The organism is Halotia branconii CENA392, from assembly GCF_029953635.1.
Lineage (GTDB): Bacteria > Cyanobacteriota > Cyanobacteriia > Cyanobacteriales > Nostocaceae > Halotia > Halotia branconii.
The window spans coordinates 2,435,453-2,459,405 of record NZ_CP124543.1 but is presented as its reverse complement, the minus strand read 5'-3'; the positions used below and the strand labels follow the sequence as shown (position 1 = coordinate 2,459,405).

Here is a 23,953-nt window from a genome sequence, read left to right as displayed (position 1 = left end):
TGTATGCCGTAGCCTCTACTAGGGAAGAGATTCAAATTCAGAAAAGTTAGGAACAAATGAAAGGTCGGCAAAAATTGCTTTTAAAAATTGATTGAGATTTTAATCATAAAATCTCAGGTTGACAGCAGATATCAACCGCATTTAGATAACCCTAATTTTTAATCATGAATCAAGGTTATAGGCATCTATATCACTGCCATTATTTATCAATTATTACTATATCTTTGCAGGAGGTTAAATGAACAGGTTGACTCGCATGATGATCCTGATGATGCTAACAACACTTTTAGTGTTAGGGCTGAATCTAGGTTCTCAACCGCAGATGCAGAGGGTACTTGCTGCTGATCCTTGTACCTCTCCAACCAACCCGATAGTTGCTGAAAACTGCCTAGTTGGAAATCCTTCTACTGAGTGGGATATTACTGGTGTCGGTGATGAAAGTATCCAAGGTTTTGCTACTGATATCAGCGTCAATCGAGGAAACACTGTTTCCTTCAAAATCAAAACAAATGCTACTAATTACCGCCTAGATATTTACCGCATAGGCTACTACACCGGTAGAGGTGCGCGTAAAGTAGCAACTGTCCAGCGTTCGTTAACACAGTCGCAAAATCAACCGAGCTGCCTCAACAATGCAGCAACTGGACTGATTGATTGTGGTAACTGGGCAGTATCTGCTTCGTGGAATGTGCCATCAAATGCCACATCAGGGATTTACTTTGCAAAAGTTGTGCGTTCAGATACTGGAGGAGCTAGCCATATTGTCTTTATTGTTCGAGACGATGCTAGTACTTCTGATCTGCTCTTTCAGACCTCTGATACTACTTGGCAAGCTTATAACAACTACGGTGGCAATAGTTTATATACAGGATCACCTGATGGTAGAGCATACAAGGTCAGCTACAACCGTCCGTTTAATACCCGCATAGTTGATAATGGTCAAGATTGGCTTTTCAATGGCGAATATCCGATGGTTCGCTGGCTGGAGTCTAATGGCTATAATGTCAGCTATTTTACTGGAGTAGATAGCGATCGCCGTGGTAATTTAATTCGCAACCATAAGGTCTTCCTCTCAGTTGCTCATGATGAGTACTGGTCAAACAATCAACGCGCTAACGTCGAAGCAGCGAGAAATACTGGTACTAATTTAGCGTTCTTTAGCGGTAACGAAATCTTCTGGAAAACCCGATGGGAAAACAGTATTGATCCTTCGGTGACACCCTATCGTACCTTGGTTACTTACAAAGAAACAAAGGCTAACGCAGTCATCGATCCACAAGACCCACCCACCTGGACTGGCACTTGGCGCGACCCGCGTTTTAGTCCACCAGCTGACGGTGGCCGTCCTGAAAACGCCCTGAGTGGAACAATATTCAAAGTCAACGGCGGGACTAGAGCTATTCAAGTACCTGCGGCTGATGGCAAGATGCGCTTCTGGCGCAACACCAGTATTGCTACAGCAAGTAATACGACCACATTAGCTGGTGGCACTCTGGGTTACGAATGGGATGAAGACTCTGATAATGGGTTCCGCCCTCCTGGTTTGATTCGCCTGTCAACGACCGTAGCCAACGGTGTCGAAGTTCTACAAGATTACGGGTCTAGTTATGCTTCAGGTACAGCGACTCACCACTTGACATTGTATAAGCATAGTAGTGGGGCATTAGTGTTTGGTTCTGGAACAATACAGTGGTCTTGGGGTTTAGATGTCAATCACGATAATCCAGACCGAGGTGATTCAACACCAGATGCGCGGATGCGGCAAGCAACAGTTAACTTGTTTGCTGATATGGGTGTGCAACCAGCCACTTTGCAATCCGGTTTGCTTTTAGCCACAGCCTCAAATGATACAACCACTCCCAGCTCAACAATTACCTCGCCAACTGCGGGTACAACTGTAGCAACTAACAGTCAAGTGACAATCAGTGGTACTGCGACTGATATCGGCGGTGGTGTCGTTGGTGGTGTTGAAGTATCTGTAGACAATGGCACGACATGGCATCCGGCTGTGGGTCGTGCTAACTGGAGCTACAGCTGGATACCTGAAACTGCTGGATCAGTCACTATCAAAAGCCGAGCGATCGATGATAGCGGTAATATTGAAAATCCTGGAGCAAGCGTTACCATCAACGTAGGAACACGTCAATGTCCTCCGGCTCCAGCTTCTTGCAGTATTTGGGATACTACAGCAACTCCTACCGTAGTCGCAGATCCTGATAGCAGTGCGATTGAGGTTGGTGTTAAGTTCCGTTCAGATGTCAGTGGTTCAATTACTGGCATCCGGTTTTATAAAGCCAACAGCAACACAGGTACTCATGTAGGTAGCCTGTGGAGCAGTAGTGGTACACAGTTAGCGACTGCAACTTTTACTGGTGAAACTGCCTCAGGTTGGCAACAAGTGAACTTTAGTACTCCAGTGGCAATTACTGCCAACACTACGTATATAGCGTCTTATCATACTAATGTTGGTCACTATTCTGTAGATGAGAGTTACTTTGCTAATTCTGGTGTAGATACTCTACCGTTACATGCTCTACGTAACGGAGTTAGTGGAAACAACGGCGTTTATAAATATACTTCGACTCCTGCCTTTCCCACAGATGCATATAATTCGAGTAACTACTGGGTTGACGTAGTATTCACAACTGCCACAACCTCTGACACAACACCCCCAACTATAAGTTCTACAACTCCTAGTAACGGAGCTACAGGGGTAAGTAATGGCACAAGTGTCACAGTTACTTTCAGCGAAGCAATGGATTCAGCAACAATTAATGGTAGTACATTTGAGTTGCGAAGAGCGAACAATACTTTAGTATCAGCCAATGTTACATACAACACCGCTAATCGTATAGCGACACTCATACCAAGTAGCTCACTAACAGCCTCAACTACTTATACAGCTACTATTAAAGGTGGGACAACAGGAGTAAAAGATCAAGCAGGTAATGCCTTAGCAGCAAACTACATTTGGTCTTTCACTACAGCATCTGCCGACACAACACCACCAACTGTAAGTTCGACGACTCCTAGTAACGGAGCGACAGGAGTAAGTAATGGCATAAGTATTACAGCTACTTTCAACGAAGCAATGGATTCAGCAACAGTTAATAGTAGTACATTTGAGTTACGGGGAGCGAACAATGCTTTAGTATCAGCTAATGTCACTTACAACACTGCCAATCGTACGGTGACACTCGTACCAAGTAGCTCACTAGCAGCTGCAACGACTTATACTGCTACCGTCAAAGGTGGAACAAGTGGAGTCAAAGACCAAGCAGGTAATGCTTTGGCAGCAAACTATAGTTGGTCATTCACCACAGCAGCATCATCTTCCTGTTCATCATGTAATATCTGGAATAACACAGTAACCCCTACTGTATTGTCAGACCCTGATAATACTGCTATAGAAGTTGGCGTTAAATTCCGTTCAGATGTCAGTGGTTCAATTACTGGCATTCGGTTTTACAAGAGTACGATCAATACAGGTACTCATGTTGCCACTTTATGGAGTAATAGTGGTACGCAGTTAGCTAGAGCAACTTTCAGTAATGAAACTGCTTCAGGTTGGCAGCAGGTTAACTTTGCTACTCCAGTAGCGATTGCCGCAAACACTACATATATAGCGTCCTATCACACCAATGTTGGACACTACTCTGTAGATGAGGGGTACTTTAATAGTGGTGTAGATAATCCACCACTGCACGCTCTCAGCAATGGAGCAAGTGGAGGCAATGGCGTTTATAACTATAGCTCGAACTCTGTCTTCCCTAACTCTACTTACCAGTCAAGCAACTACTGGGTGGATATCGTCTTTAGTGCAAACTAGAACACCGATTTCAATTTAGTCATCAACAATAAAGAAGCCTCAGAATACAAGATTTTGAGGCTTCTTTATTGAAAATTTCATGACTAAACAAATAAATCGTTATTGACTTTATCTTCAATTGGAAGAATCTTATTGCAATTATTGAATCAGCTAGCACCATCACGCTGGCAACATTGGGGTAGCCCTATATCTAACAACAGGCTTGATTATTCAATTCACGATCGCATTCTCAAATTTCAAAGTACAGTACTGCGATCGCTGTTTAATAGCGATCGTCTCAATCATTTACAGGATATAGAATTAAAAACCTTACCTGGAGAAGCATAGCTCATTTAGAATTTACAAGCGATCGCATTACCAAAGTATTAAATGCACAATTAGTTTCTCAGTAATATGTCATAAGTAAGTTCGTAGTCAGGACTTTAGTCCTTAATTTTGCTGCAACCGTAACCGCTACCGTCAGTACCTACCTCCTCAATTTTACTAACTGCCGACCAAGGATAATCTCTGCTAGTCATAGGAATCCGGTCATCCTTTGAACCAATGATTACCCGTTGTCCCTGTTCAATTTTTAATTTTTAATTTTTAATTTTTAATTATTCCCGCCACTCACCCAGCAGAGTAAAAGCCGACCAAGAGTATGGATTACGCCACTTTTCTTGTTCCCACATTTTTAGTTGTGCGGCTCTAAGGGCGGCTGCCGGAGTTTTCCCTTCCTTCAACATTTGGCTGTAAAATTGACTCATCAATAACGATGTCGCTTCATCATCAACGTTCCATAAAGACACTACTACCCGCGTTGTCCCAGCATACATTAGTCCTCTTGTCAACCCTACTAGCCCTTCTCCTTTAACTTCCTTACCTAGCCCAGTTTCGCAAGCACTTAGCACCACCAACTCTGCTGGGAAGTTGAGGTTAAAGATATCAGTCAGACGCAAAAAGCCTCTTTGGGATTTACCTTGTTTATCTATCAACGAAAGGACAATTCCTGATAACTCTGGTTCAGTGCTGTCTAAGAAGCCGTGGGTAGCAAAATGCAACATCTTGTATTGACTCAGTTGGGAATTGGTAGCCCAGTTGTAGTTAGCATCAAAACCAAAGGCTTGGATGTTCTCTGAAGGTGAGACAAGTTTGAGAATCTCCCGTGCCTCTTTTTCTGTGCCTTCGAGTCTTTCAATTTCGCTGCGGTTGATGTTTCTAGTAGACCGCTTCAGGGCAGATTCTTCTAGTTGCAAGTCAAGGTTATTATCGGCAACGTTGGAAGATTTGCCAGTAACTCGCACATCGTTAGCGCTAAATACTGGGTCTGCAAGGATAGCTAGGGTTTTCGGTGCTTTTGTGCGCCCTTTGGTTTGTTTTCTTAGAATGGCAATGGTGGAGGCGGAAGGTAGAGAGATAATTTCATGGTTGACCACCAATGGTGTATAATCTGACCCATCCCCGGCTTTGGTTGATGTAGTTAGTACCGCAAAGGGAATGTATTGTAAAGCATCATCACCAACAATTATTAAGCGTTTTTGCCCCAATTTATCAGCAACAGGTGCAAGAATAAGCTGACTGAGTTGATTAGCAGCTTTAGCCGTTTCTTCTACAGCTTTAGCTGTTTCTTCTGGAGAAGCTCCGAGTATTCCAGGATTTCTTAAATAATTATTGTATAAATTCTTGGCTGCTTTGTCTATCTGTGCGCGTCCTGGAAGTTCATAGCTATGGAGAGAGTTGGGTGTGACAGCCCAAAGATAGCTACGTTCTTCACCTAAGGAATATTGCAATAACAGTGTGTCTTGATCAAGTTGTTGCTGAATTTCTTTGAGAGTCAGAGGTTGGGGATATTTCAAATCAGCATATTCTGGGTTATTGGCGCGGATTTTAACTTCAAGTTCTCGCTGTTGTTTGAGTAAGTCTTGAATTTTTTGTTTAGTGTTGGTTAAAAGTTGTTCTGGGGTTTCTTTTTTACTTGCTAGTTCTGATAATAATTTTTCTTGAGCATTGATTTGTTCTTGCAAACGGCGTTCTTCTGCTAAAAGTTGTGGGTTAATGCCTTTTTTGATGTCTATATTTGCTTCGGTTAATAGTTCAATTAGACCACGGGCGCGGGAGCGATCGCTAACTTGCAGTGCCAAACCATCGTATCCTTTTGATGGGTCTTTTTTGTGCAGTTCCATCAAAAGATCAGTGTAGAACTTGTAGTAGTCTTGGACTGAGGCAAAGTAAGAAGTGCGTAGTTCTTTGTCAGCTATTTTGGTGCGTAAATCTTCAATGATTTCAATAGCTGCTTGAATCTGTGTTTGGGCTTGTTCTAGATTACCGCGATCGCGTTCTAGCAAAGCCATCTTAGAGAGTGTGTTGGCTTCTCCTCCCCTGTCCCCCAATGCACGGAATATGGGTAAAGCTTGGTTGTAGTATTTGAGCGCTTTTTGCTTTTCTCCTAATGAGTTGTAGACACTGCCAATATTGTTGAGGATGGTGGCTTCTCCTCTTGTATCCTCCACTGCACGACTTAAGGGTAAAGCTTGGTTGTAGTATTGAAGCGCTTGTTGCTTTTCTCCTAAATCGTTGTAGACATTACCAATATTGCTGAGGGTAGCGGCTTCTCCTATTGTGTCCCCCACTGCACGACTTAAGGGTAAAGATTGATTGAAGTATTGAAGCGCTTGTTGCTTTTCTCCTAAATCGTTGTAGACACTGCCAATATTGTTGAGGGTGGTGGCTTCCCCTCCCCTGTTCCCCACTACACGGTTTATGGGTAAAGCTTGGTTGTAGTATTTGAGCGCTTGTTGCTTTTCTCCTAATGAGTCGTAGACATTGCCAATATTGCTGAGGGTAGCGGCTTCTCCTATTGTGTCCCCCACTGCACGACTTAAGGGTAAAGATTGATTGAAGTATTGAAGCGCTTGTTGCTTTTCTCCTGATAAGTTGTAGACATTACCAATATTGTTAAGGGTAGTGGCTTCCCCTCTTCTGTCCCCCACTGCACGGTTTATGGGTAAAGCTTGGTTGTAGTATTTGAGCGCTTGTTGCCTTTCTCCTAATAAGTTGTAGACTAAGCCAATATTGTTGAGGGTGGTGGCTTCTCCTCTTCTGTCCCTCGCTGCACGGTGTATGGGTAAAGCTTGGTTTAAGTATTTGAGTGCTTGTTGCTTTTCTCCTAATGAGTTGTAGACACCGCCAATATTGCTAAGGGTGATGGCTTCCATTCCCATGTCCTCCACTGCACGGAGTATGGGTAAAGCTTGGTTGTAGTATTTGAGCGCTTCTTGTTTTTCTCCTAATGAGTTGTAGACTAAGCCAATATTGTTGAGGATGGTGGCTTCTCCTCTTCTGTCCTCCACTGCACGGCTTATGGGTAAAGCTTGGTTGTAGTATTTAAGCGCTTGTTGCTTTTCTCCTAATGAGTTGTAGACTAAGCCAATATTGTTGAGGATGGTGGCTTCTCCTCTTCCGTCCTTCACTGCACGGAATATGGGTAAAGCTTGGTTGTAGTATTTAAGCGCTTGTTGCTTTTCTCCTAATAAGTCGTAGACTCTGCCAATATTGTTGAGGGTGATAGCTTCCCAGGGTTTATCATCAACTTGTTGCCAAAGCTTCAGCGCTTCTTGCAATTTCCCGATCGCCTGTCGCAGTGATTCTGCTGTACCTTGTTGATAAAGTTCCCAACCTTCTTGAAAAACCCGTTCCGCAGCAGCACGAGTGGCATTTGGAGGCTGTGGGGGAAATTGTGGTAGTTGGATAACTGGAAAAATCCATTCTACAGCATCGCGAGTGGCATTTGGAGGTTGTGGGGACACTTTTGGTATTGGGGGACTTTTTGGCAGTGGGGGAAATTTTGGCCGTTGGAGAACTTGAGAAACCTGTTTTGCAGCAGCGCGAGTGGCATTTTGTTGAGTGGTTCCTGGCTGCTGTGCTATCTGCAACCCTCGGTTTCTCGGTGTCGCCCCCACAGCATCAGCAAGCATTACCGCACTCAGCAACAAAGTTAAACTGTAGCGAGTCAATTTTGGTATAAACCACCAACAAACTCGTTGAGACTTTGCACTTCTCTTCATTCTTTAGCCTCACAACCTTAATCAGTGATTATTTGCAGCCCTATCCTGTCGGCATCAATTCCGATTATCAGTAAATTATTTAATTGTCGCCAGTAATATTGCTGAAACTTTATGTTGATTTTACGGTTGATCTTTAAGATTATGGTTGTGGTTTCTGTTTTTGCAACGAACTCATCGGTAAACCCTGATTTTCTCGTTCTGACGCTTCCTAACCGGAGGTGGGGATGAAAGGTGATAATAGTTATTGAACGAGTCAAGGTAACTTTGATATGTCGTATAAAGTTAGCATTGTGATCGAAAAAGATGAATATGGATATTATGCTTATTGTCCTGAACTTCCTGGTTGTCAATCTCAAGGTGATTCCCTAGAAGAAGTACAGGCAAATATCAAAGAAGCAGTTGAGCTTTATATAGAAACCTTGTCAAATTCAGAAAAACAGGCACTTCAGAACAAGGAAACATTCACAATAACCTTGGAGGTAAAAGTTGCCTAAGCTGCCACGTTTGACTGCAACAGAAGCGGAAAAACTTTTATTAGATGCAGTGTCAATGTTTGGATTTCAGCCTTATTGTGGGGAGGTGTTCCTGGTAAAACTTTGCGTTTAGCAAGAAATCAACAAATTAATGTCTTTACCTCTGAACTTTTATTATTGGAACTAGAAATAACTTTAAAACGTGATAAATTTCAGCTGCAACTACAACAAAGAAGTTATACAGTTGAGGATTTGATGTCTGTAGTTCAGAGTTTATCAAATGATTGTTCAACTATTTCTGTAGATTCTCCTCAATTGCGTGATCCAAAAGATACCGTAGTTCTGGCTGCGGCTGTCGTGGCAAATGCTGAAGCAATTATTACTGGTGATTTAGATTTATTGGTGTTGATAGAATTTAACGGAATCCCAATTTTAACTCCACAAGATTTTCTTAGTCGTTACTTACCAGATTCAAAATTATAATCTTACTGCCTGAGTGCGATCGCCTACATAAGATCCGCTACTATAAAGATCCTCGACTTTTCAAAAAAGTCGGGGATCTGATTGAGCGAAATCTAATTACAGCACCAGTTTAAGACGAATAAGCCTCCATTGGTAGACAAGAACAAACAAAATTGCGATCGCCAAAAGCAGCGTCAATTCGACCAACAGCCGGCCAGAATTTATGTTCATGAGTCCAAGGCGCAGGGTAGGCAGCTTGTTCACGAGAATAGGGATGAGTCCATTCTCCAGCGATGAGACTTTCTGCGGTATGGGGTGCATTCTTCAAAAGATTATCTTGAACATCCATCTTGCCTGATTCGATTTCCGCAATTTCTTGACGAATCGCAGTCATGGCATCACAAAAACGATCTAACTCTTCTTTCGATTCGCTTTCTGTTGGTTCCACCATAATAGTTCCTGCTACAGGCCAAGAGACCGTCGGCGCATGGAAACCGTAGTCCATTAAACGCTTAGCAATATCATCGATTTCGATACTTGCAGATTTTTTGAGCGCTCTTAAATCTAAAATGCACTCATGGGCAACTAAATCATTTTTCCCTTTATATAAAACAGGATAGTAATTTTCAAGTCTCTTGGCGATGTAGTTAGCGTTGAGAATTGCCACCTTAGTTGCTTGCGTCAAACCAGCAGCACCCATCATTACAATGTACATCCAAGAAATTACTAAGATACTAGCACTACCCCAAGGTGCAGCCGCAACTGCACCAATATGTTGAGTATTAGCGCCTTTCCTATTCCCTACTACCGAGTGTCCGGGTAAGAATGGCACAAGATGAGAAGCAACACCAATTGGCCCCATACCAGGGCCGCCACCACCATGAGGAATACAGAATGTTTTGTGCAGATTCAAATGACAGACATCTGCGCCAATATCACCAGGGCGGCAAATTCCGACTTGGGCGTTCATATTCGCCCCATCCATGTAAACTTGTCCGCCGTGGCTATGCACAACAGCACAAATTTCCTGAATTGCTTCCTCGAAAACGCCATGAGTTGAGGGATATGTCACCATCAAGGCAGCAAGTTCATGGGTATGTTTTTCTGCCTTTGCTTTCAGATCATCAAGGTCAATATTACCTTCCACATCACAAGCAACGGCAACTACCTTCATGCCACACATTACCGCGCTTGCTGGATTAGTTCCATGTGCAGATTGAGGAATTAAACAGATATTGCGGTGTTCTTCCCCACGACTTTCGTGATACTGATGAATCACTAAAAGTCCTGCGTATTCACCTTGAGAACCCGCGTTAGGCTGTAGAGAAACTCCGGTAAAACCGATTATTTCAGCTAACCATGCTTCCAGTTGCCCAAACAAAATTTGATAACCCCGTGTTTGAGTTGGGGGGGCAAATGGGTGTATTTTGCCAAATTCTTCCCAAGTCACTGGAATCATCTCAGATGTTGCATTCAACTTCATTGTGCATGACCCCAAAGGAATCATCGATGTAGTTAAAGATAAATCCTTAGTTTCTAGCTTGTGTAAATATCGCAACAACTCAGTTTCTGAGTGATAGCGGTTGAAGACGGGATGGGTAAGGTAATCACTTTGGCGGTTAAAACGTTCATCTTTTAAGCCTGATTGCTGAATTATCCATTCCATCTCTTGCACATTCAAAACAAACCCTAGCTCATCTGTTCCAGAAAAAATTTGGCATATTTCTCGTACATCATCCAATGTGGTAGTCTCGTCCAGTGAGATACCAACAATTGATGTATCAACAATACGCAGATTAATTTGACGGGCTTCAGCAGCTTGTAGAATTTCTTGTAGAGATTTAGTTCCTAACTCTACCCGTAGCGTATCAAAGAAAGGTTTAGAACTGATGCTGTAATCTAGTCGCTGCAACCACTCTGCCAGAATCAAAGTCAGGTAATGTATTCTCTGAGCTATTGCTAGGAGTCCATCTGGCCCATGATAAACAGCATACATACTCGCCATCACTGCCAGCAACACCTGGGCTGTACAAATATTACTAGTTGCTTTTTCGCGGCGGATATGCTGTTCGCGGGTTTGCAAAGCTAGACGCAATGCAGGCTTACCTTGAGCATCTTTTGATATACCTACAATTCTTCCTGGAACCTGCCGTTTATATTCTTCTTTTGTCGCAAAGTATGCTGCATGAGGTCCCCCAAACCCCAAGGGAATACCGAAACGCTGGGTACTGCCCACAGCAATATCAGCGCCAAATTCACCAGGCGGTGTTAATAAAGTTAAACTCAATGGGTCTGCTGCTACCGTCACCAATGCACCCTTAGCATGGGCTTTTGCGATAAAAGCGCGGTAGTCATAAATAGTGCCATCACTGGCGGGATATTGCAGAATTGCCCCAAAAATCGGTTGTTCAAAATCAAATGTTTGATGATTGCCGATAATGATCTCAATTCCTAAAGGTTTAGCCCGTGTTTGCAACACATCAATAGTTTGGGGATGACAATCACCAGAGACGAAATAGGCATTTGCTTTATTTTTGCTAACACCATAACTCATGCTCATAGCTTCTGCTGCGGCTGTAGCTTCATCGAGTAAGGAAGCATTGGCAATTTCTAAACCTGTCAAGTCAATAATCATGGTTTGGAAATTTAGCAGCGCTTCGAGTCGGCCTTGGGCAATTTCTGGCTGATAGGGGGTGTAGGCAGTATACCAACCAGGATTTTCTAAGATATTACGGCTAATCACAGCCGGAGTGATGCAGTCGTAATATCCCATACCAATGTATGAACGGCAAACCTGATTTTTTGCAGCAATTCGTTTTAACTTTGCTAGTGCTGCGTATTCGCTTTGGGCTTCAGGCAACTGTAGCGGTTTATTCAACCGGATTGCCTGAGGTACTGTTTGTTCAATGAGGGCATCTAAGCTAGTAAACCCCAAAACATCAAGCATTTGCTGAATGTCATTGGAGTCAATTCCAATATGTCTTTGCGTAAAATAACTTAATTTTTGACTTCTTTCGTCTAGCATTGAGCGATCGCTAGACTCAGGAATAGAAGCATAAATTACCACAGATAGCTCTCCAGACGTTACTGTTTAATATTTTGCAATAATTACTTCTAATAAGAGGGGGTAAATGATCTGATTAGCTAAAATTTTATAAATTTAAGTGTGGGGCATAGGGAATTGGGCATGGGGCATTGGGCATGGAGCATGGGAAAGAAGGGGGAAGGGGGAAAGGGAAAGGGTTAAAGGGTTGGTTTTTTCATCCTTTACCCTTTACCCTTTAACCTTTTCCCCTCTTGCTGCTCCCCTGCTTTGGTCACTGAGCGAAGCCGAAGTGCTGCTCTTCTGCCTCTTCCTACTCCCCTTCTACCTGGGCGCGATACTCATCAGCTGTCAAGCCGTCATTCACCTCATCAGGGTCATTGACGCGTACTTTTAAGAACCACCCTTCACCATAAGGATCTTCTGCCACTTCTTCGGGAGAGTCAATCAAAGCCTCATTGCGCTCTATAACTGTGCCGGTGACTGGTGAACTCAGGTCTTCAACAGCTTTTACTGATTCAATTGAGCCAAAGGTTTCTCCTTTAGCCAATGCATCGCCTATCTCTGGCAATTCTAAAAACACGATATCACCCAATTGGTCTACGGCAAACTCAGTGATGCCAATGGTGGCAATTTCACCATCAAGCCGCACATATTCATGAGTATCCAGGTATCTCAAATCCTGAGGATATTCAAAAGACGACATATCAATTTCCCTTCCAGATCAAACAAATTATCGCCCCAAAAGTCATCTAGGTCATGTTTGTTAATTAAACATAGTATAGATGAAGTAACTTAAAACACATTATTTCTGAAAAATCTAGAAAGTTATCAGTTAGTTACACGATTTTTTGAGCGATAAAAGGGACGCTTAACTACAACTGCGGGGTAAGCTTTGCCCCGAATGTCCACTTCTAGCTGTTGACCAACACTTGCTAGCTTGGTGGGAACATAGGCTAAAGCAACAGGATAACCAAGTGTAGGAGATATAGTCCCGCTAGTCACTTCCCCCACTACTTGATTTGCTGATAAAACTTGGTAGCCATGACGGGCAATGTTGCGTCCTGACGTTTGTAAACCGACAAGTCGGCGTTGGACTCCATCGGCTTTTTGCTGTGCCAAAACTTGCCGACCAATAAAATCACCTTTGCTATCAAGGTGAACTAACCATCCCAAACCTGCCTCTAGAGGGGTGGTGGTGTCATCGATATCTTGTCCATAAAGTGCCATCGCTGCTTCTAAACGCAGAGTATCTCTTGCACCCAGTCCGCAAGGAATTACCCCGGCATCATAAAGATTTTGCCACAATTCTACCCCGACCTCTGGATCTACCATCACCTCAAAACCATCTTCGCCAGTGTAACCTGTGCGGGCAATAAAACTAGATTTACCCAGTACTGTTGCGGCTAAATGTCCGAATGCTTTGATTGGTTGTAAGTCTTCTTGGACAAAAGGCTGGAGATATTTAATCGCTTTTGGTCCTTGTACAGCAATCAGGGCTTTTTCTGGTGAAAGGTCTTGGAATTGCACCTCATTCAAGTCAAGATGTTGCAATAACCACGCTTTATCTTTATTGGTAGTAGCTGCATTGACTATGATCAACACCCGCTGTACGCCAGTGGTATCTTCACCTTGGTAATAGACAATAATATCGTCAATAATTCCCCCTTGAGGATTTAACAATACGGTATATTGTGCTTGACCAAGTTGCAGTCGGTTCAAGTCTGAAGGCACTAGATACTGGAGTTGAGAAATCAAGTCTTGACCCTGAAGAGTAAATTTACCCATGTGGGATATGTCGAACATCCCAGCTGCGTTTCTCACAGCCTCATGTTCGCGGCTAATACCACTATACTGCACGGGCATTTCCCAACCACCAAAGCTAGTAAAGCGGGCTTTAAGTTCTACACCCAGTTGATATAAATGAGTCCGCGCCAAAGATGAGGCGATGTCTTGTTGATTAGCCACAGATATTTTTGCGATCGCATTCCAACATCTATATATCCTAAAGCAGTATTCTTTAATTATGCTTTGCTATTACTGTGCAATAGAGCAATAAATTTTTACACCTTTATCATGTCTCAATGTTAAGCAGTTACCTTTGGAATTTTCAACATCTAACAAAGCTGTTTGTTGATTTTGATTGGTGGCAATAAATAAAACTTGGAACAACACAGGTGTCCATATTGCAACACAGATGATATACAAGATGATTCTGACTTTGTTTTTACGAGTATTTTTTTGACTTGGTTTTGGTTGTAATGCTTGTTGACAAACTGTCTCTGGTTTCCAGAAATGATCGTTAAAGTTGTAATAACTCATTGATAAACTTGCTCCAAATTAGAAAACAGTTAAATTATGAAGATCATCAATACATAAAATGTATTAATACTAATCGTTCTGGAACTTAACTTGACTTATCAAAGATGGCAACACAATAGAGTGTTTGCCTGGATCTCACAAATGTTATACTAAAAACAGTGATTTTGTAGGTTATCTTAATTTAAAGAAATAGTAAACAATACTTACAAATTCAACTCTCTGCCTAACGAAAGAAGTGATATCTCAAAAAAGGTAGAAATTTTAATTAATCTAGGTGTCAAGTCTCAAGCAGATGAATTATTTGTATTAGCATTTGCAAAAGCTAGAAGCGTCTTTAAAATACTTGCTTTTCCAGAAAACCGAACTTTTTGGTTTGTTTTAATCACTTGCTTGCAAGACCAGATGTAACTCAAGATAGTTGTGATAGCAAGATTAACTTAGCTTTTTTAGGTATCTGCCTCTTAAAAAGACTACAAAACAATCATCACTTTTTGTAGTGTACCCATTCTCAAACTGTAGATAAACATGAGACTCATCAAAAAATTTGAAAAGCCTATTCCTAAGCAAACAAAGACAATAGAAAAGTTAAAGCAGCAAAATCTTCAAGTTGATATCATTGAGATGCAAGAGTCAAATATCCCATTAATTGATCATCCTGTGGTTGAATCTGTTGGTAATTCAGGGTGGGAGGTCTCAGATATTTGGAAAGATATTCGATTGGACAGTTTCTAATATCATTCCCAAAAAAAGCATGACAAAATCATAGATTAGATTCTCAGTAAATCAAAAAGTTTTTCTTTGAAGGTGAGTTGAAACCAAAGTCTGATTTAGTAAGCCTTTGAGTAAAACATAATTATATTTTATGAGTTAGACCGAATTTAACTCATAGAATATGTTTTGATAAACAATTCATTTAGCACTCTCCAGTACAGGCGTTGCCGATTGATGGGATGAATCTTAATTTCGCGCATAGACGCGGTAGCAGTTACTCTTACGAGTTCTCCGAAGGAGTACCCGCAGGGTAGGCGCAAAGACGCAAAAAATCAATCTTTAGTCTTGGTCAAACATCTCTATTCATCCCGTATTTATGCAACGCCCCAGTACAGTTTAATGTTTAATAGTGAAAGTGTTGAGATTTGTTAAGAAGAGATTATGAAATATCGGCAACTACTGGCTAGCGTTGTTTTAGCTATGGTTCTTTTTTTGTTTCCCCTATCGGCGCAGGCCGCAAGTTCTTCTAGTATCACCCGTTCTGCCGGTGATGAACTTAAGGGCAAGGATTACTCTAATCAAAACTTAGTTGCTATTGAGTTTACCAATGTGAGTTTAGAGAATACTAACTTTAGCAATGCTAATTTGCGGGGTGGTGTATTTAACAGTAGTCTCTTAGAGGGTGTAAATCTGCATGGCGTAGATTTTAGTGAAGGCATAGCCTATTTGGTAAGTTTCAAGGGCGTTGACTTGAGTGATGCAGTTTTAACAGATGCAATGATGCTGCGTTCTGTATTTGATGATGTTGACATCACAGGCGCAGATTTTACGAACGCAATTTTAGACGGTTTGCAGGTGAAAAAACTCTGTAATCAAGCAAATGGTACAAATTCCAAAACTGGTATAGCTACTCGTGAATCTTTAGGATGTAAGTAGAAAATAATCCCCTTTTCAGTTAATTGAGAGGGGGATTATTTCATAATTAGAATAGCTGATCGTTTTTCTTAAGCCCTATCCATAGGTAATTGTCAAAACAAATCTAATTAGCTAAATACATAGTTAATAGCGTTGTCAACCAGAGTTTAAAAGCATGGAAACCAAACAGCTAGGAACAACGGGTATCTCTGTAAGTGTGATTGGCTTGGGTGGAATGCCGATGTCAATTTATAATCGCCCGCCCGAATCACAATCTATCGCAGTTATTCATCGTGCTTTAGATTTGGGCATTACATTCATTGATACTGCTGACTCTTATTGCCAAGATGAGTCAGACAAGCATCACAATGAGCGACTAATTCACAAAGCACTTAGCAGTTACAAAGGTGATATTAGTCGTATAATTGTCGCAACTAAAGGGGGTTTGATGCGTCCCAATGGTAGTTGGACACGCAACGGTAGTCCAGAACATTTGCGTCAAACAATTCGTACCAGTTTTGAGGCTTTAGGTGGTGATAAACCCATCGATATTTGGCAATACCATTCCCCTGATGCCAACTACACAATTGAGGAATCTCTCGCACCAGCCAAAGAAGCAGTAGCAGATGGTTTAATTCGGTTTGTAGGAGTTTCTAATTTTTCTGTTGAACAAATTAAGCGATCGCGGGATGTGGTAGATATTATTTCAGTGCAAAATCAATATAGCCCTTGGCAACGACAGCCCGAAACTGACGGTGTATTGAAGTATTGTGAACAGGAAAAATTAACTTTTTTACCTTGGAGTCCTTTTGGCGGTAGTCGTCGTCATAGCGATTTAAAAGATATTCCCGCGATCGCTCAGTTAGCGAAAGAAAAAGGTGTATCGGTATACAATATTGTATTGGCGTGGTTGCGTTCTAAATCGCCTTGTATTTTACCGATTCCTGGTGCTAGCAAGACTTCTAGTCTTGAAGATTCAGTGCGTGGCGTTGATATCAAACTATCTGAGGAAGAAGTGGAAAAAATTAACCAAGCAACATAAAAAACCAGGAAATCACATTATCTATTGGATAAACCTCCTACAAAAGGATATTTTGCAAGAGGTTAATTCCAAATGATTAAAAATCACCGTTGATTAATAGGTGTTATAGGCTGTAATTGTTGAAACTCAGGCAGCGGTGGAGGTGGAGGTTCAGGATTAAGAAACTGTTGCCAAGTTTTAATTTGATCTTGTGCCGTACTATAAGCAGAACTACCACGGGGAATTAACTTAGCAGTTTTAATTGCTTGAGAAGGATCAGAATTACCTTGAGTTCGAGCTATATCTAATAATTGCTGACTCCACTGATCAATCGCTACATTCACATCCAAGCGTAAAATACTATTATTTGACACCTTATCAGCCAGCCGTATCCCCTCAGCTAAAGCTTCTGGTGTTCCAGCAAGTGCCACTTCCCGCGCTTTTTTCCAGTTTTCTCTGGCGCGGATTTGCCCTGACCAGTCATCCACAGCTGCTTGTGCTTCACTAGAAAGCGCTCGTCCTGATGAGGCTATTGTTTGAGCTGTACTAATAGCAGCAGGTAAATTCCCACTTTGAGCCAGTTCTCTTGCTTGGTCTAAGTAAGGTTGGTCTTGAATACGCTCGACTTTAGCTGTCCAAGTGCGGATTCTTCGGCGTGCTTCTGGATACAACGCTCGACCCCGACCAATTTGACTTGCTTCAGCAATTGCAGCTTGCAAAGAATTAATATCCCCCATAAAAGCTATCTGTTCGGCGCGTTCCAAGTAAGGTTGATCTTCGATTGTTTCTACTTGAGTACGCCAACGACTCGCTTCTTCTTTAGCCTCCGATGCCCGTGGGTTATTACCAGGAATCATCTGGACTTCGGCGATCGCTGCTGTTAAATTGGTAATTGTTCCTTGACTAGCTAGTGTTCGCGCTCTTTCTAAACGAGCTACATCTTCAATTTCTAACTGCCAACGAGCAATTAATTGTTGTGCTTTTTCATAAACTGGTCTGGAAGGATCAATTTGTTGCGCCTGGGAAATTGCTGTTTCTAAACCAGCAACAGTACCTATCCATGCACTTCTTTGAGCATCAGCTAAAGCTATAAAGTCTTCAACTTCTGTTTGCAATTTAGTACTGTCGGGAATTTGTCTAGCAATATCAAGAGCTGTATCAGCATCCCGTGCATCTAACTTTGCTTGTGCTAATTCCAGCATCTTACGTCCGAATCCCGGAATCAATTCTTGCGCTTTTTGATAAAGGTAACTTTCTGAATTTATCGACTCAGCTATTTTGATAGCTTCTAGTAGCTTATCTACTACTTGGCTATCTGCTAAATCTTCAGCTTTAGCTAACTTATCGCCATCTTCCTTCGCTGAAGTAATTAAGCGATTTAATTGATCGTATTTAGTACTTGCCCAAAATTTATTATCTACACGCAGCAATTTAGCTGACAACATAAACGCTGATTGCCAGCGCCTTTGTTTTAATTGTTCTTCTGCATCTTGGTAGATACCTTCTGCTTTTGACCAAATTGACTGCCATTGAGAAATTTGATCGTCTACTAATTTAGACGCTGAAAGGTCTTCAGGTATTTTACGTGCAGTAGCGATCGCTTCTTCTAAATTTCCCGCTTGAAAACTTTCATCGGCTAGGCGTAAAATATCTTTTGACCATTCCTCTAAGAAACGCTCAATTTCTCCATGCAGGGGGTGATTTTGAGGTAGTTGTCTCACCATTGCGATCGCTTGTAGCAAGTCATCTACTTTCTGCTTAGAAGCTGCTAATTGAGCGCAATGTAACCGCACCGATGCACTAGCCAAAGGCCAAAAAATTGATGGGCAGTTGGGAGCAGATGGTAACTTAAACAGTATTGACATCGCCAGAAACCCGATACTGCCGGGAATTAACGTTAACAATACTGACCACAATACCCAGCTTTTCATCCAACGTGGCAATCGCTGAGAATTTTTACTAGGTAAACTTGTATTGTCTGAGTTAGTATCTATAGGTAATCCTTCTGTTTGAGACGCTTTGCGGACGGAATTATATTTGTTTCGCTGCTTCACTGACTTAGAGGTAGAACTAGTAGCTGGCACACCAAATGCTGGGATATCACCCAATTGTTGCCTGTTGAATGATTCCCCTATTTTATCTGGCTCTCTTCCTTTGCCTGAAGACCAACTGTCTGGAATATCTCGCTCTGTCATTTCTCACACCAAAATAGTTGAATAGCGATCTGTTTTAGGTCGATAATTCCATTGTTGCCATAGTAACTTTCTCATAATTAAAAAGCTACTTTTTTACTTGATTTGCTCCATAGATATCATTAAAGTTTTGAAAAATCGGTGTTATTTTATACTTTACCCTAAAATAGAAGACTCCGTCTGCAAATCGGCTATTAGTTGAGTTAAATCGTCGCTACTTGCTTGATAAACTTTGCCACAAAAGTCGCAAGTTGCCTCAGCCCCATCATCTTCAATAATCATGTCTTGCAATTCAGCTTCTCCCAAGATTTTTAATGCCCCTAAAACGCGATCAAAAGAACAGCCACAGTGAAAGCGTAGCATTTGGCTTTCAGGAAAAATTGTCAGCCCCATGTCTCCTAATAGATCATTGAGGATTTCCGTTAACGTCTTGCCAGCTTGCAACAACGGCGTAAACCCTGATAAAGCAGATACCCGTGATTCTAAAGTTGCTACCAATGCTTCATCTCTAGCAGCTTTGGGTAGTACTTGCACCAATAATCCCCCAGCTGCTGTAACTCCACCTGCTCCCACGAACACGCCTAAAACAACTGCTGAAGGTGTTTGTTCGGAATTAATCAGGTAATGAGCCACATCGTCACCAATTTCACCTGAAACGAGTTCTACTGTACTAGAGTAAGGGTAGCCGTAACCAATATCTCGCACTACATACAAGTATCCGTTACCTACTGCACCACCAACATCTAACTTACCTTTAGCATTAGGAGGCAATTCTATAGATGGGTTTCCTACATACCCGCGTACCGTCCCATCTAAGCCCGCATCTACCAATATACCACCTAAAAGCCCATCGCCTTTAACCCGGACATTAACCCTAGATCCTACACGCTTCATGCTAGAAGCCATCAATAAACCAGCCGCCATCGTCCGTCCCAGTGCTGCTGTAGCCACATAAGAGAGCTTGTGGCGCTGCCGTGCATCTTCTGTTAAGCGTGTGGTGATCACACCCACTGCCCGAATCCCACCTTCAGCCGCTGTTGCACGAATTAACTGATCTGCCATGAAAAACCTTACATTTCTTAACAAGTTCACTTTTTCTATTCTAAGTTCTCATTTGCCAGAAAATTGACTGAGCGATCGCTAGTGAATGTATTTGCAATACTAGAATTAGATTGTTAAGCAATACTAGAAAAATGCTTGGTAATTTTCAACAGAGTCAACTGCGGATAGAAATTGAAGCATCAGCCGATGCCATTCATGACAGTTTGCTGCATCCAGAGCAATTAAAAAAATGGCTAATAGGACAGCGTTTTGCTCCAGGAATGCCAGAAGAACTACATCCAGGATTTAAGTTTACAACCTGGACTGGACCAGTTCCGGTACATCATCAAGTCGATGTAGCAAAACCTAATTGTCTGCGCTTGCTACTCAGTGGGGGTATTGATGGATTCCATGAATGGTATTGGGGAGAAGGTTGGGTGCAATCCCGCCTCGAAGGAGTTTCCATTTTGCCTTTAAATTTAGGACAAAGCTTGAGTTTGTTGAGCTTGCGTCAGTTTCTGGCAACTCAATTTAAAAGGGGCTAGGGGCTAGGGGCTAGAGGCTAGGGGCTAGAGTGAGTGGTGTTTTCATCTATATCAACCGCTATAAAAAAGATTTGAATGTTGGTTAAGTGTCGGCAGATAAAACTTGCTCAACTGTTAATTCCAATTGCGGAAAAGTTGGAGATTTAATATAATCGTCAGCAAAAAACTCTGCTGACTCATACAATTCTTCAATCAATGTAAAAACAGTTACTTTGTTTGTTAACGGATCGACAATCCAATACTCTGGAATACTCAAAACATTATATTCTACTCGTTTAGCTCGATAATCTGCGGTTTTTGTCGATTCGCTCACGACTTCCACCACTAACAAGGATGGTGGTTCGTTAAGTTCAATAACTGCCTCTCGGTTTCTTAATTCTCGCCACTGAGTTAGCGAAACCACGACTACATCTGGAATCCTAGATGTATCCCATCTGCCAGCACGAGGTGAACGAACACCAATTAGCATTTGTTTAGATGTCCAATCCAACTTTTGTCGAAGAATTTCTGCTCGAAAGCACAGATTGAGAAATTCCGCTACTGACCCATGTTGCCCACTTCCTAAACTCATAGGAATTAATTCTCCATTAATTAGTTCGTAGCGGGTATCTGTACCATCGTTATAAGCTAGATACTCTGCAAAGGTAAATTTTCTGGTAACTTTTGGGGTTGTGGTCAAGTCGCTTCGCTCCAATTAAAAATTAAAAATTATTAATTAAAAATTGTAAGACGCTTAAATAAGTTATCAGTGTTTACTGTTCACTGTTAAGCCATTCTCGTAGGCGGGTTTCCCGACGCTCAACTTTTCAAGACATTATTTTTAATTTTACATTTTTAATTTTTAATTCCAAAAAGGTCATAGCATTACCTGATTTTAATTTGGCTTGACCACCAATACTGAACAATTCGCTTCTTCGACAACTTGACTACTCACTGAACCCTGAACAATTCGCTTCATCCCAGTTAAGCCGCGACTACCAATAATTAGTAAGTCAGCTTGGTAAATGTTGGCAAGGCGAATAATCTCGTCGGCAGGATCACCTGTTACCATTTCTAACTCACTGTTAATTGATAATTTTTCTTGATAAGCTTGCAGTAATTTTTCAATATGAAAATAAGAAAATGTTGGAGACTCTGGATGAGGGCGATCGGCAGGTAGTTCCATTTCTGACTCTGGTGTAGCAAAAACATGACAGAGAATGACTTTAGTCTCTTCTGACAACACCAAATCTTTAAAAACTTCAATTACTTTTTCTGCAATTTCCGAACCGTCTAGAGCTACCAAAATATTTTTTAGCACAGATCTTGTCTCCTAAAGAGTAGACCCCTGAATATTAATATCCATTGGTGAAGATGATCGACAGCTTAGTCAACAATTTCCCCAATCAGGACTTCGTTTTTATAGTTGAGACTGCAACCGCCAAAGGTTAGTTTCCTGGAGGCAACTACCGCCCGGACTTTTAGTTTGACTTTACGATTAACTTTTGCCAATAGTATAGGCAAAAATTAAGCATCCAAAGTCACTCTTCTTGCTGAATCCGGCGGCGTACTGAATCGGCATGAGAAGGTAAGCCTTCAGCTGTTGCAAGTGCATCAATTGCTCCTGCCACTTTTTGCAGTGCTGTTTGTGAGTATTGAATAATACTAGAGTGTTTGAGGAAAGTTTCCACCCCCAAGGCTGAAGCATAGCGAGCAGCACCTGATGTGGGCAAAGTATGATTAGGCCCTGCTAAATAGTCTCCTACAGCTTCTGGTGTAGAGTAACCTAAAAAGATTGCCCCAGCATGACGGATATTGGGAAGTACTGCCCAAGGATCTTTTACTTCTAACTCCAAATGTTCAGGGGCAAATTCATTGGAAAATTCTGCGGCTGCTTCTAGAGATTCTACGACGACAATTAAACCGTAATGAGCGATCGCTTTTTCGGTGTCTATCCGTCGTGGGTGATCTACTAGCTGTCTTTCTACAGCTACTTGGACATTTTTTGCTAAAGCAGTATCCGTAGTTAACAAAATCGCCGCCGCCATCGGATCATGTTCAGCTTGTGCCAATAAATCAGTAGCCACATGCACAGGATTGGCTGTTTCATCAGCAATAATTAGCACCTCGCTTGGCCCTGCCAAAGAATCAATGCCGACGACTCCATATACAAGTTTTTTGGCTAAGGTGACATAAATATTACCAGGCCCAGTAATTACATTGACTTGAGGAATCGTTTCTGTACCGTAGGCTAAAGCCGCGATCGCTTGCGCTCCTCCAACTCGATAAATTTCTTGTACCCCTGCTTCTTGAGCAGCCACCAAAACGGCTGGGTTAATGGCTTTACCTGCTCGTGGTGGTGTCGCCATTATCACACGGGGTACACCAGCCACCTTCGCCGGAATTGCATTCATAAGCACCGCACTGGGATAAGCAGCACGGCCACCAGGGACGTATAAACCTGCTCGATCTACAGGAGTGTAGCGTTTGCCCAGTACTACATCGTCATCGCCAAAGTGTACCCAGCTTTTTGGGACTCGTTGACGGTGAAATGCTTCAATTTGGCTACTAGCCAACTGAATCGCCTGGAGCAGTTCTTTCGACACCTGTTGATAGGCCGCATCCAGTTCCGAACCTGTCACCCGCAGTTCTTCCGGCTTTAAGGTTTGGTTGTCAAATTCAGATGTATAATGCAACACAGCTTTGTCGCCTTGGCGCTTCACTGCTTGCAACACTTCCCGCACTGTGGCTTCTTTGTGAAGCACATGTTCGTCATGGGTGCGATCGCAGATCCGTAGTAGTTCTGCTCTAACGTCTGCCTGCTGAGTAATGATTCGCAGCATGGAGTAAGGAGAATGCCAAAAATTTTAGAATATTCCCACCGGAGAATTTAGTCTTGCTTTTGACTTAATAAAATATGTCAAGGCAATCTCAATTCTCTTCTCTAGCTTAACCTGGATTTTTTTGATACTCTCAAGGTTGCCCACTGATCAGTTCCTTGAGAAGGCGAATAAATTACTTAGTCCCACTTGCCCTGATTGGCCAGTGGCAGGGAGTGGATACGCCAGCACCACTACCTTTAAGCCTTAACCCTTCTTTTTTGCGGGTATGATTGATGTTATATTTGTACACCTAACATACTCGTGATCCAAGATTCAGAGTTGACTCTAAGTATAATTATTGTTTATTTTTCTACTTTTATTACCTAAGGGCTACACAAACACCATATATTGGGTCTGTACATTTTAATCGCGGACTACATTGGCAGTAACACCACTTGATCAGGTAGTGGGTGGTTTAGGTTCATAATTTATTAGAGTACTTAATTCTAACTCATTTTCTCGCTTGAGTACATACCACGCAAGAGTTTGTCAAGT

General features: G+C 42.0%; 17 protein-coding genes and 1 pseudogene. 8 read left to right on the top strand and 10 right to left on the bottom strand.

Annotation, left to right across the window (positions count from 1 at the left end; translation table 11 throughout):
- Positions 1-238: 238 nt before the first annotated feature.
- Positions 239-3,829: a DUF4082 domain-containing protein gene (locus QI031_RS10865; protein ID WP_281485176.1), complete on the top strand. Its 3,591-nt coding sequence runs from the start codon at positions 239-241 to the stop codon at positions 3,827-3,829.
- A 135-nt stretch (positions 3,830-3,964) separates the two neighbouring features.
- A pseudogene (locus QI031_RS10860) lies at positions 3,965-4,153 on the top strand (hypothetical protein); the annotation flags it as partial.
- 272 nt (positions 4,154-4,425) lie between these two features.
- Here the strand turns inward: QI031_RS10860 and QI031_RS10855 are convergent.
- Positions 4,426-7,872, bottom strand: a complete 3,447-nt coding sequence (locus tag QI031_RS10855) for a CHAT domain-containing protein (RefSeq protein ID WP_281485175.1) — start codon at positions 7,870-7,872, stop codon at positions 4,426-4,428.
- Positions 7,873-8,141: 269 nt separating this feature from the next.
- Here QI031_RS10855 and QI031_RS10850 point away from each other — a divergent pair, with 269 nt between their 5' ends.
- Both QI031_RS10850 and QI031_RS10845 read left to right on the top strand, forming a co-directional pair.
- Complete coding sequence (locus QI031_RS10850) at positions 8,142-8,366, top strand: type II toxin-antitoxin system HicB family antitoxin (protein WP_190935193.1); 225 nt, start codon at positions 8,142-8,144, stop codon at positions 8,364-8,366.
- 75 nt (positions 8,367-8,441) lie between these two features.
- On the top strand, positions 8,442-8,828 hold the full coding sequence (locus QI031_RS10845) for a putative toxin-antitoxin system toxin component, PIN family (RefSeq protein WP_425526016.1): 387 nt from the start codon (positions 8,442-8,444) through the stop codon (positions 8,826-8,828).
- A gap of 109 nt (positions 8,829-8,937) precedes the next feature.
- Here the strand turns inward: QI031_RS10845 and gcvP are convergent, their stop codons facing one another.
- From gcvP to QI031_RS10825, 4 genes are all read right to left on the bottom strand, one after another.
- Positions 8,938-11,874 carry an aminomethyl-transferring glycine dehydrogenase gene (gcvP, locus tag QI031_RS10840; protein WP_281485174.1) on the bottom strand — a complete coding sequence of 979 codons (2,937 nt, stop codon included), beginning with the start codon at positions 11,872-11,874 and terminating at the stop codon, positions 8,938-8,940.
- Between the two features lie 289 nt (positions 11,875-12,163).
- Positions 12,164-12,556: a glycine cleavage system protein GcvH gene (gene gcvH / locus QI031_RS10835; RefSeq protein ID WP_281485173.1), complete on the bottom strand. Its 393-nt coding sequence runs from the start codon at positions 12,554-12,556 to the stop codon at positions 12,164-12,166.
- Between the two features lie 125 nt (positions 12,557-12,681).
- Entirely contained in the window at positions 12,682-13,818 is a 1,137-nt protein-coding gene (gcvT, locus tag QI031_RS10830) for a glycine cleavage system aminomethyltransferase GcvT (protein WP_281485172.1), read from the bottom strand.
- Between the two features lie 69 nt (positions 13,819-13,887).
- Positions 13,888-14,172, bottom strand: a complete 285-nt coding sequence (locus QI031_RS10825) for a hypothetical protein (RefSeq protein WP_281485171.1) — start codon at positions 14,170-14,172, stop codon at positions 13,888-13,890.
- 525 nt (positions 14,173-14,697) lie between these two features.
- Here QI031_RS10825 and QI031_RS10820 point away from each other — a divergent pair.
- The 3 genes from QI031_RS10820 to QI031_RS10810 all read left to right on the top strand — a co-directional run bounded on the left by QI031_RS10820 (position 14,698) and on the right by QI031_RS10810 (position 16,840).
- On the top strand, positions 14,698-14,904 hold the full coding sequence (locus QI031_RS10820; RefSeq protein ID WP_281485170.1) for a hypothetical protein: 207 nt from the start codon (positions 14,698-14,700) through the stop codon (positions 14,902-14,904).
- Positions 14,905-15,324: 420 nt separating this feature from the next.
- Complete coding sequence (locus QI031_RS10815) at positions 15,325-15,819, top strand: pentapeptide repeat-containing protein (RefSeq protein ID WP_281485169.1); 495 nt, start codon at positions 15,325-15,327, stop codon at positions 15,817-15,819.
- Positions 15,820-15,973: 154 nt separating this feature from the next.
- On the top strand, positions 15,974-16,840 hold the full coding sequence (locus QI031_RS10810; RefSeq protein WP_281485168.1) for an aldo/keto reductase: 867 nt from the start codon (positions 15,974-15,976) through the stop codon (positions 16,838-16,840).
- A gap of 83 nt (positions 16,841-16,923) precedes the next feature.
- Here the strand turns inward: QI031_RS10810 and QI031_RS10805 are convergent, their stop codons facing one another.
- Positions 16,924-19,014 (bottom strand): type 2 periplasmic-binding domain-containing protein, encoded by a 2,091-nt coding sequence (locus QI031_RS10805; protein ID WP_281485167.1) that lies wholly within the window; start codon positions 19,012-19,014, stop codon positions 16,924-16,926.
- Positions 19,015-19,167: 153 nt separating this feature from the next.
- Entirely contained in the window at positions 19,168-20,073 is a 906-nt protein-coding gene (gene hslO, locus QI031_RS10800; protein WP_281485166.1) for an Hsp33 family molecular chaperone HslO, read from the bottom strand.
- Positions 20,074-20,204: 131 nt separating this feature from the next.
- On the opposite strand from hslO, the gene QI031_RS10795 reads away from it, so the two are divergent.
- The gene (locus tag QI031_RS10795; RefSeq protein WP_281485165.1) at positions 20,205-20,597 is read left to right on the top strand and encodes a hypothetical protein; all 393 of its coding nucleotides are present in this window, start codon (positions 20,205-20,207) and stop codon (positions 20,595-20,597) included.
- An 82-nt stretch (positions 20,598-20,679) separates the two neighbouring features.
- On the opposite strand, the gene QI031_RS10790 is transcribed toward QI031_RS10795, so the two are convergent.
- The 3 genes from QI031_RS10790 to hisD form a co-directional block, all read right to left on the bottom strand.
- The gene (locus QI031_RS10790) at positions 20,680-21,276 is read right to left on the bottom strand and encodes a Uma2 family endonuclease (protein ID WP_281485164.1); all 597 of its coding nucleotides are present in this window, start codon (positions 21,274-21,276) and stop codon (positions 20,680-20,682) included.
- A gap of 195 nt (positions 21,277-21,471) precedes the next feature.
- Positions 21,472-21,897, bottom strand: coding sequence for a universal stress protein (locus QI031_RS10785; RefSeq protein WP_281485163.1), 426 nt, complete (start codon positions 21,895-21,897; stop codon positions 21,472-21,474).
- Between the two features lie 220 nt (positions 21,898-22,117).
- Positions 22,118-23,419: a histidinol dehydrogenase gene (gene hisD / locus QI031_RS10780; protein WP_281485162.1), complete on the bottom strand. Its 1,302-nt coding sequence runs from the start codon at positions 23,417-23,419 to the stop codon at positions 22,118-22,120.
- Positions 23,420-23,953 lie beyond the last annotated feature (534 nt).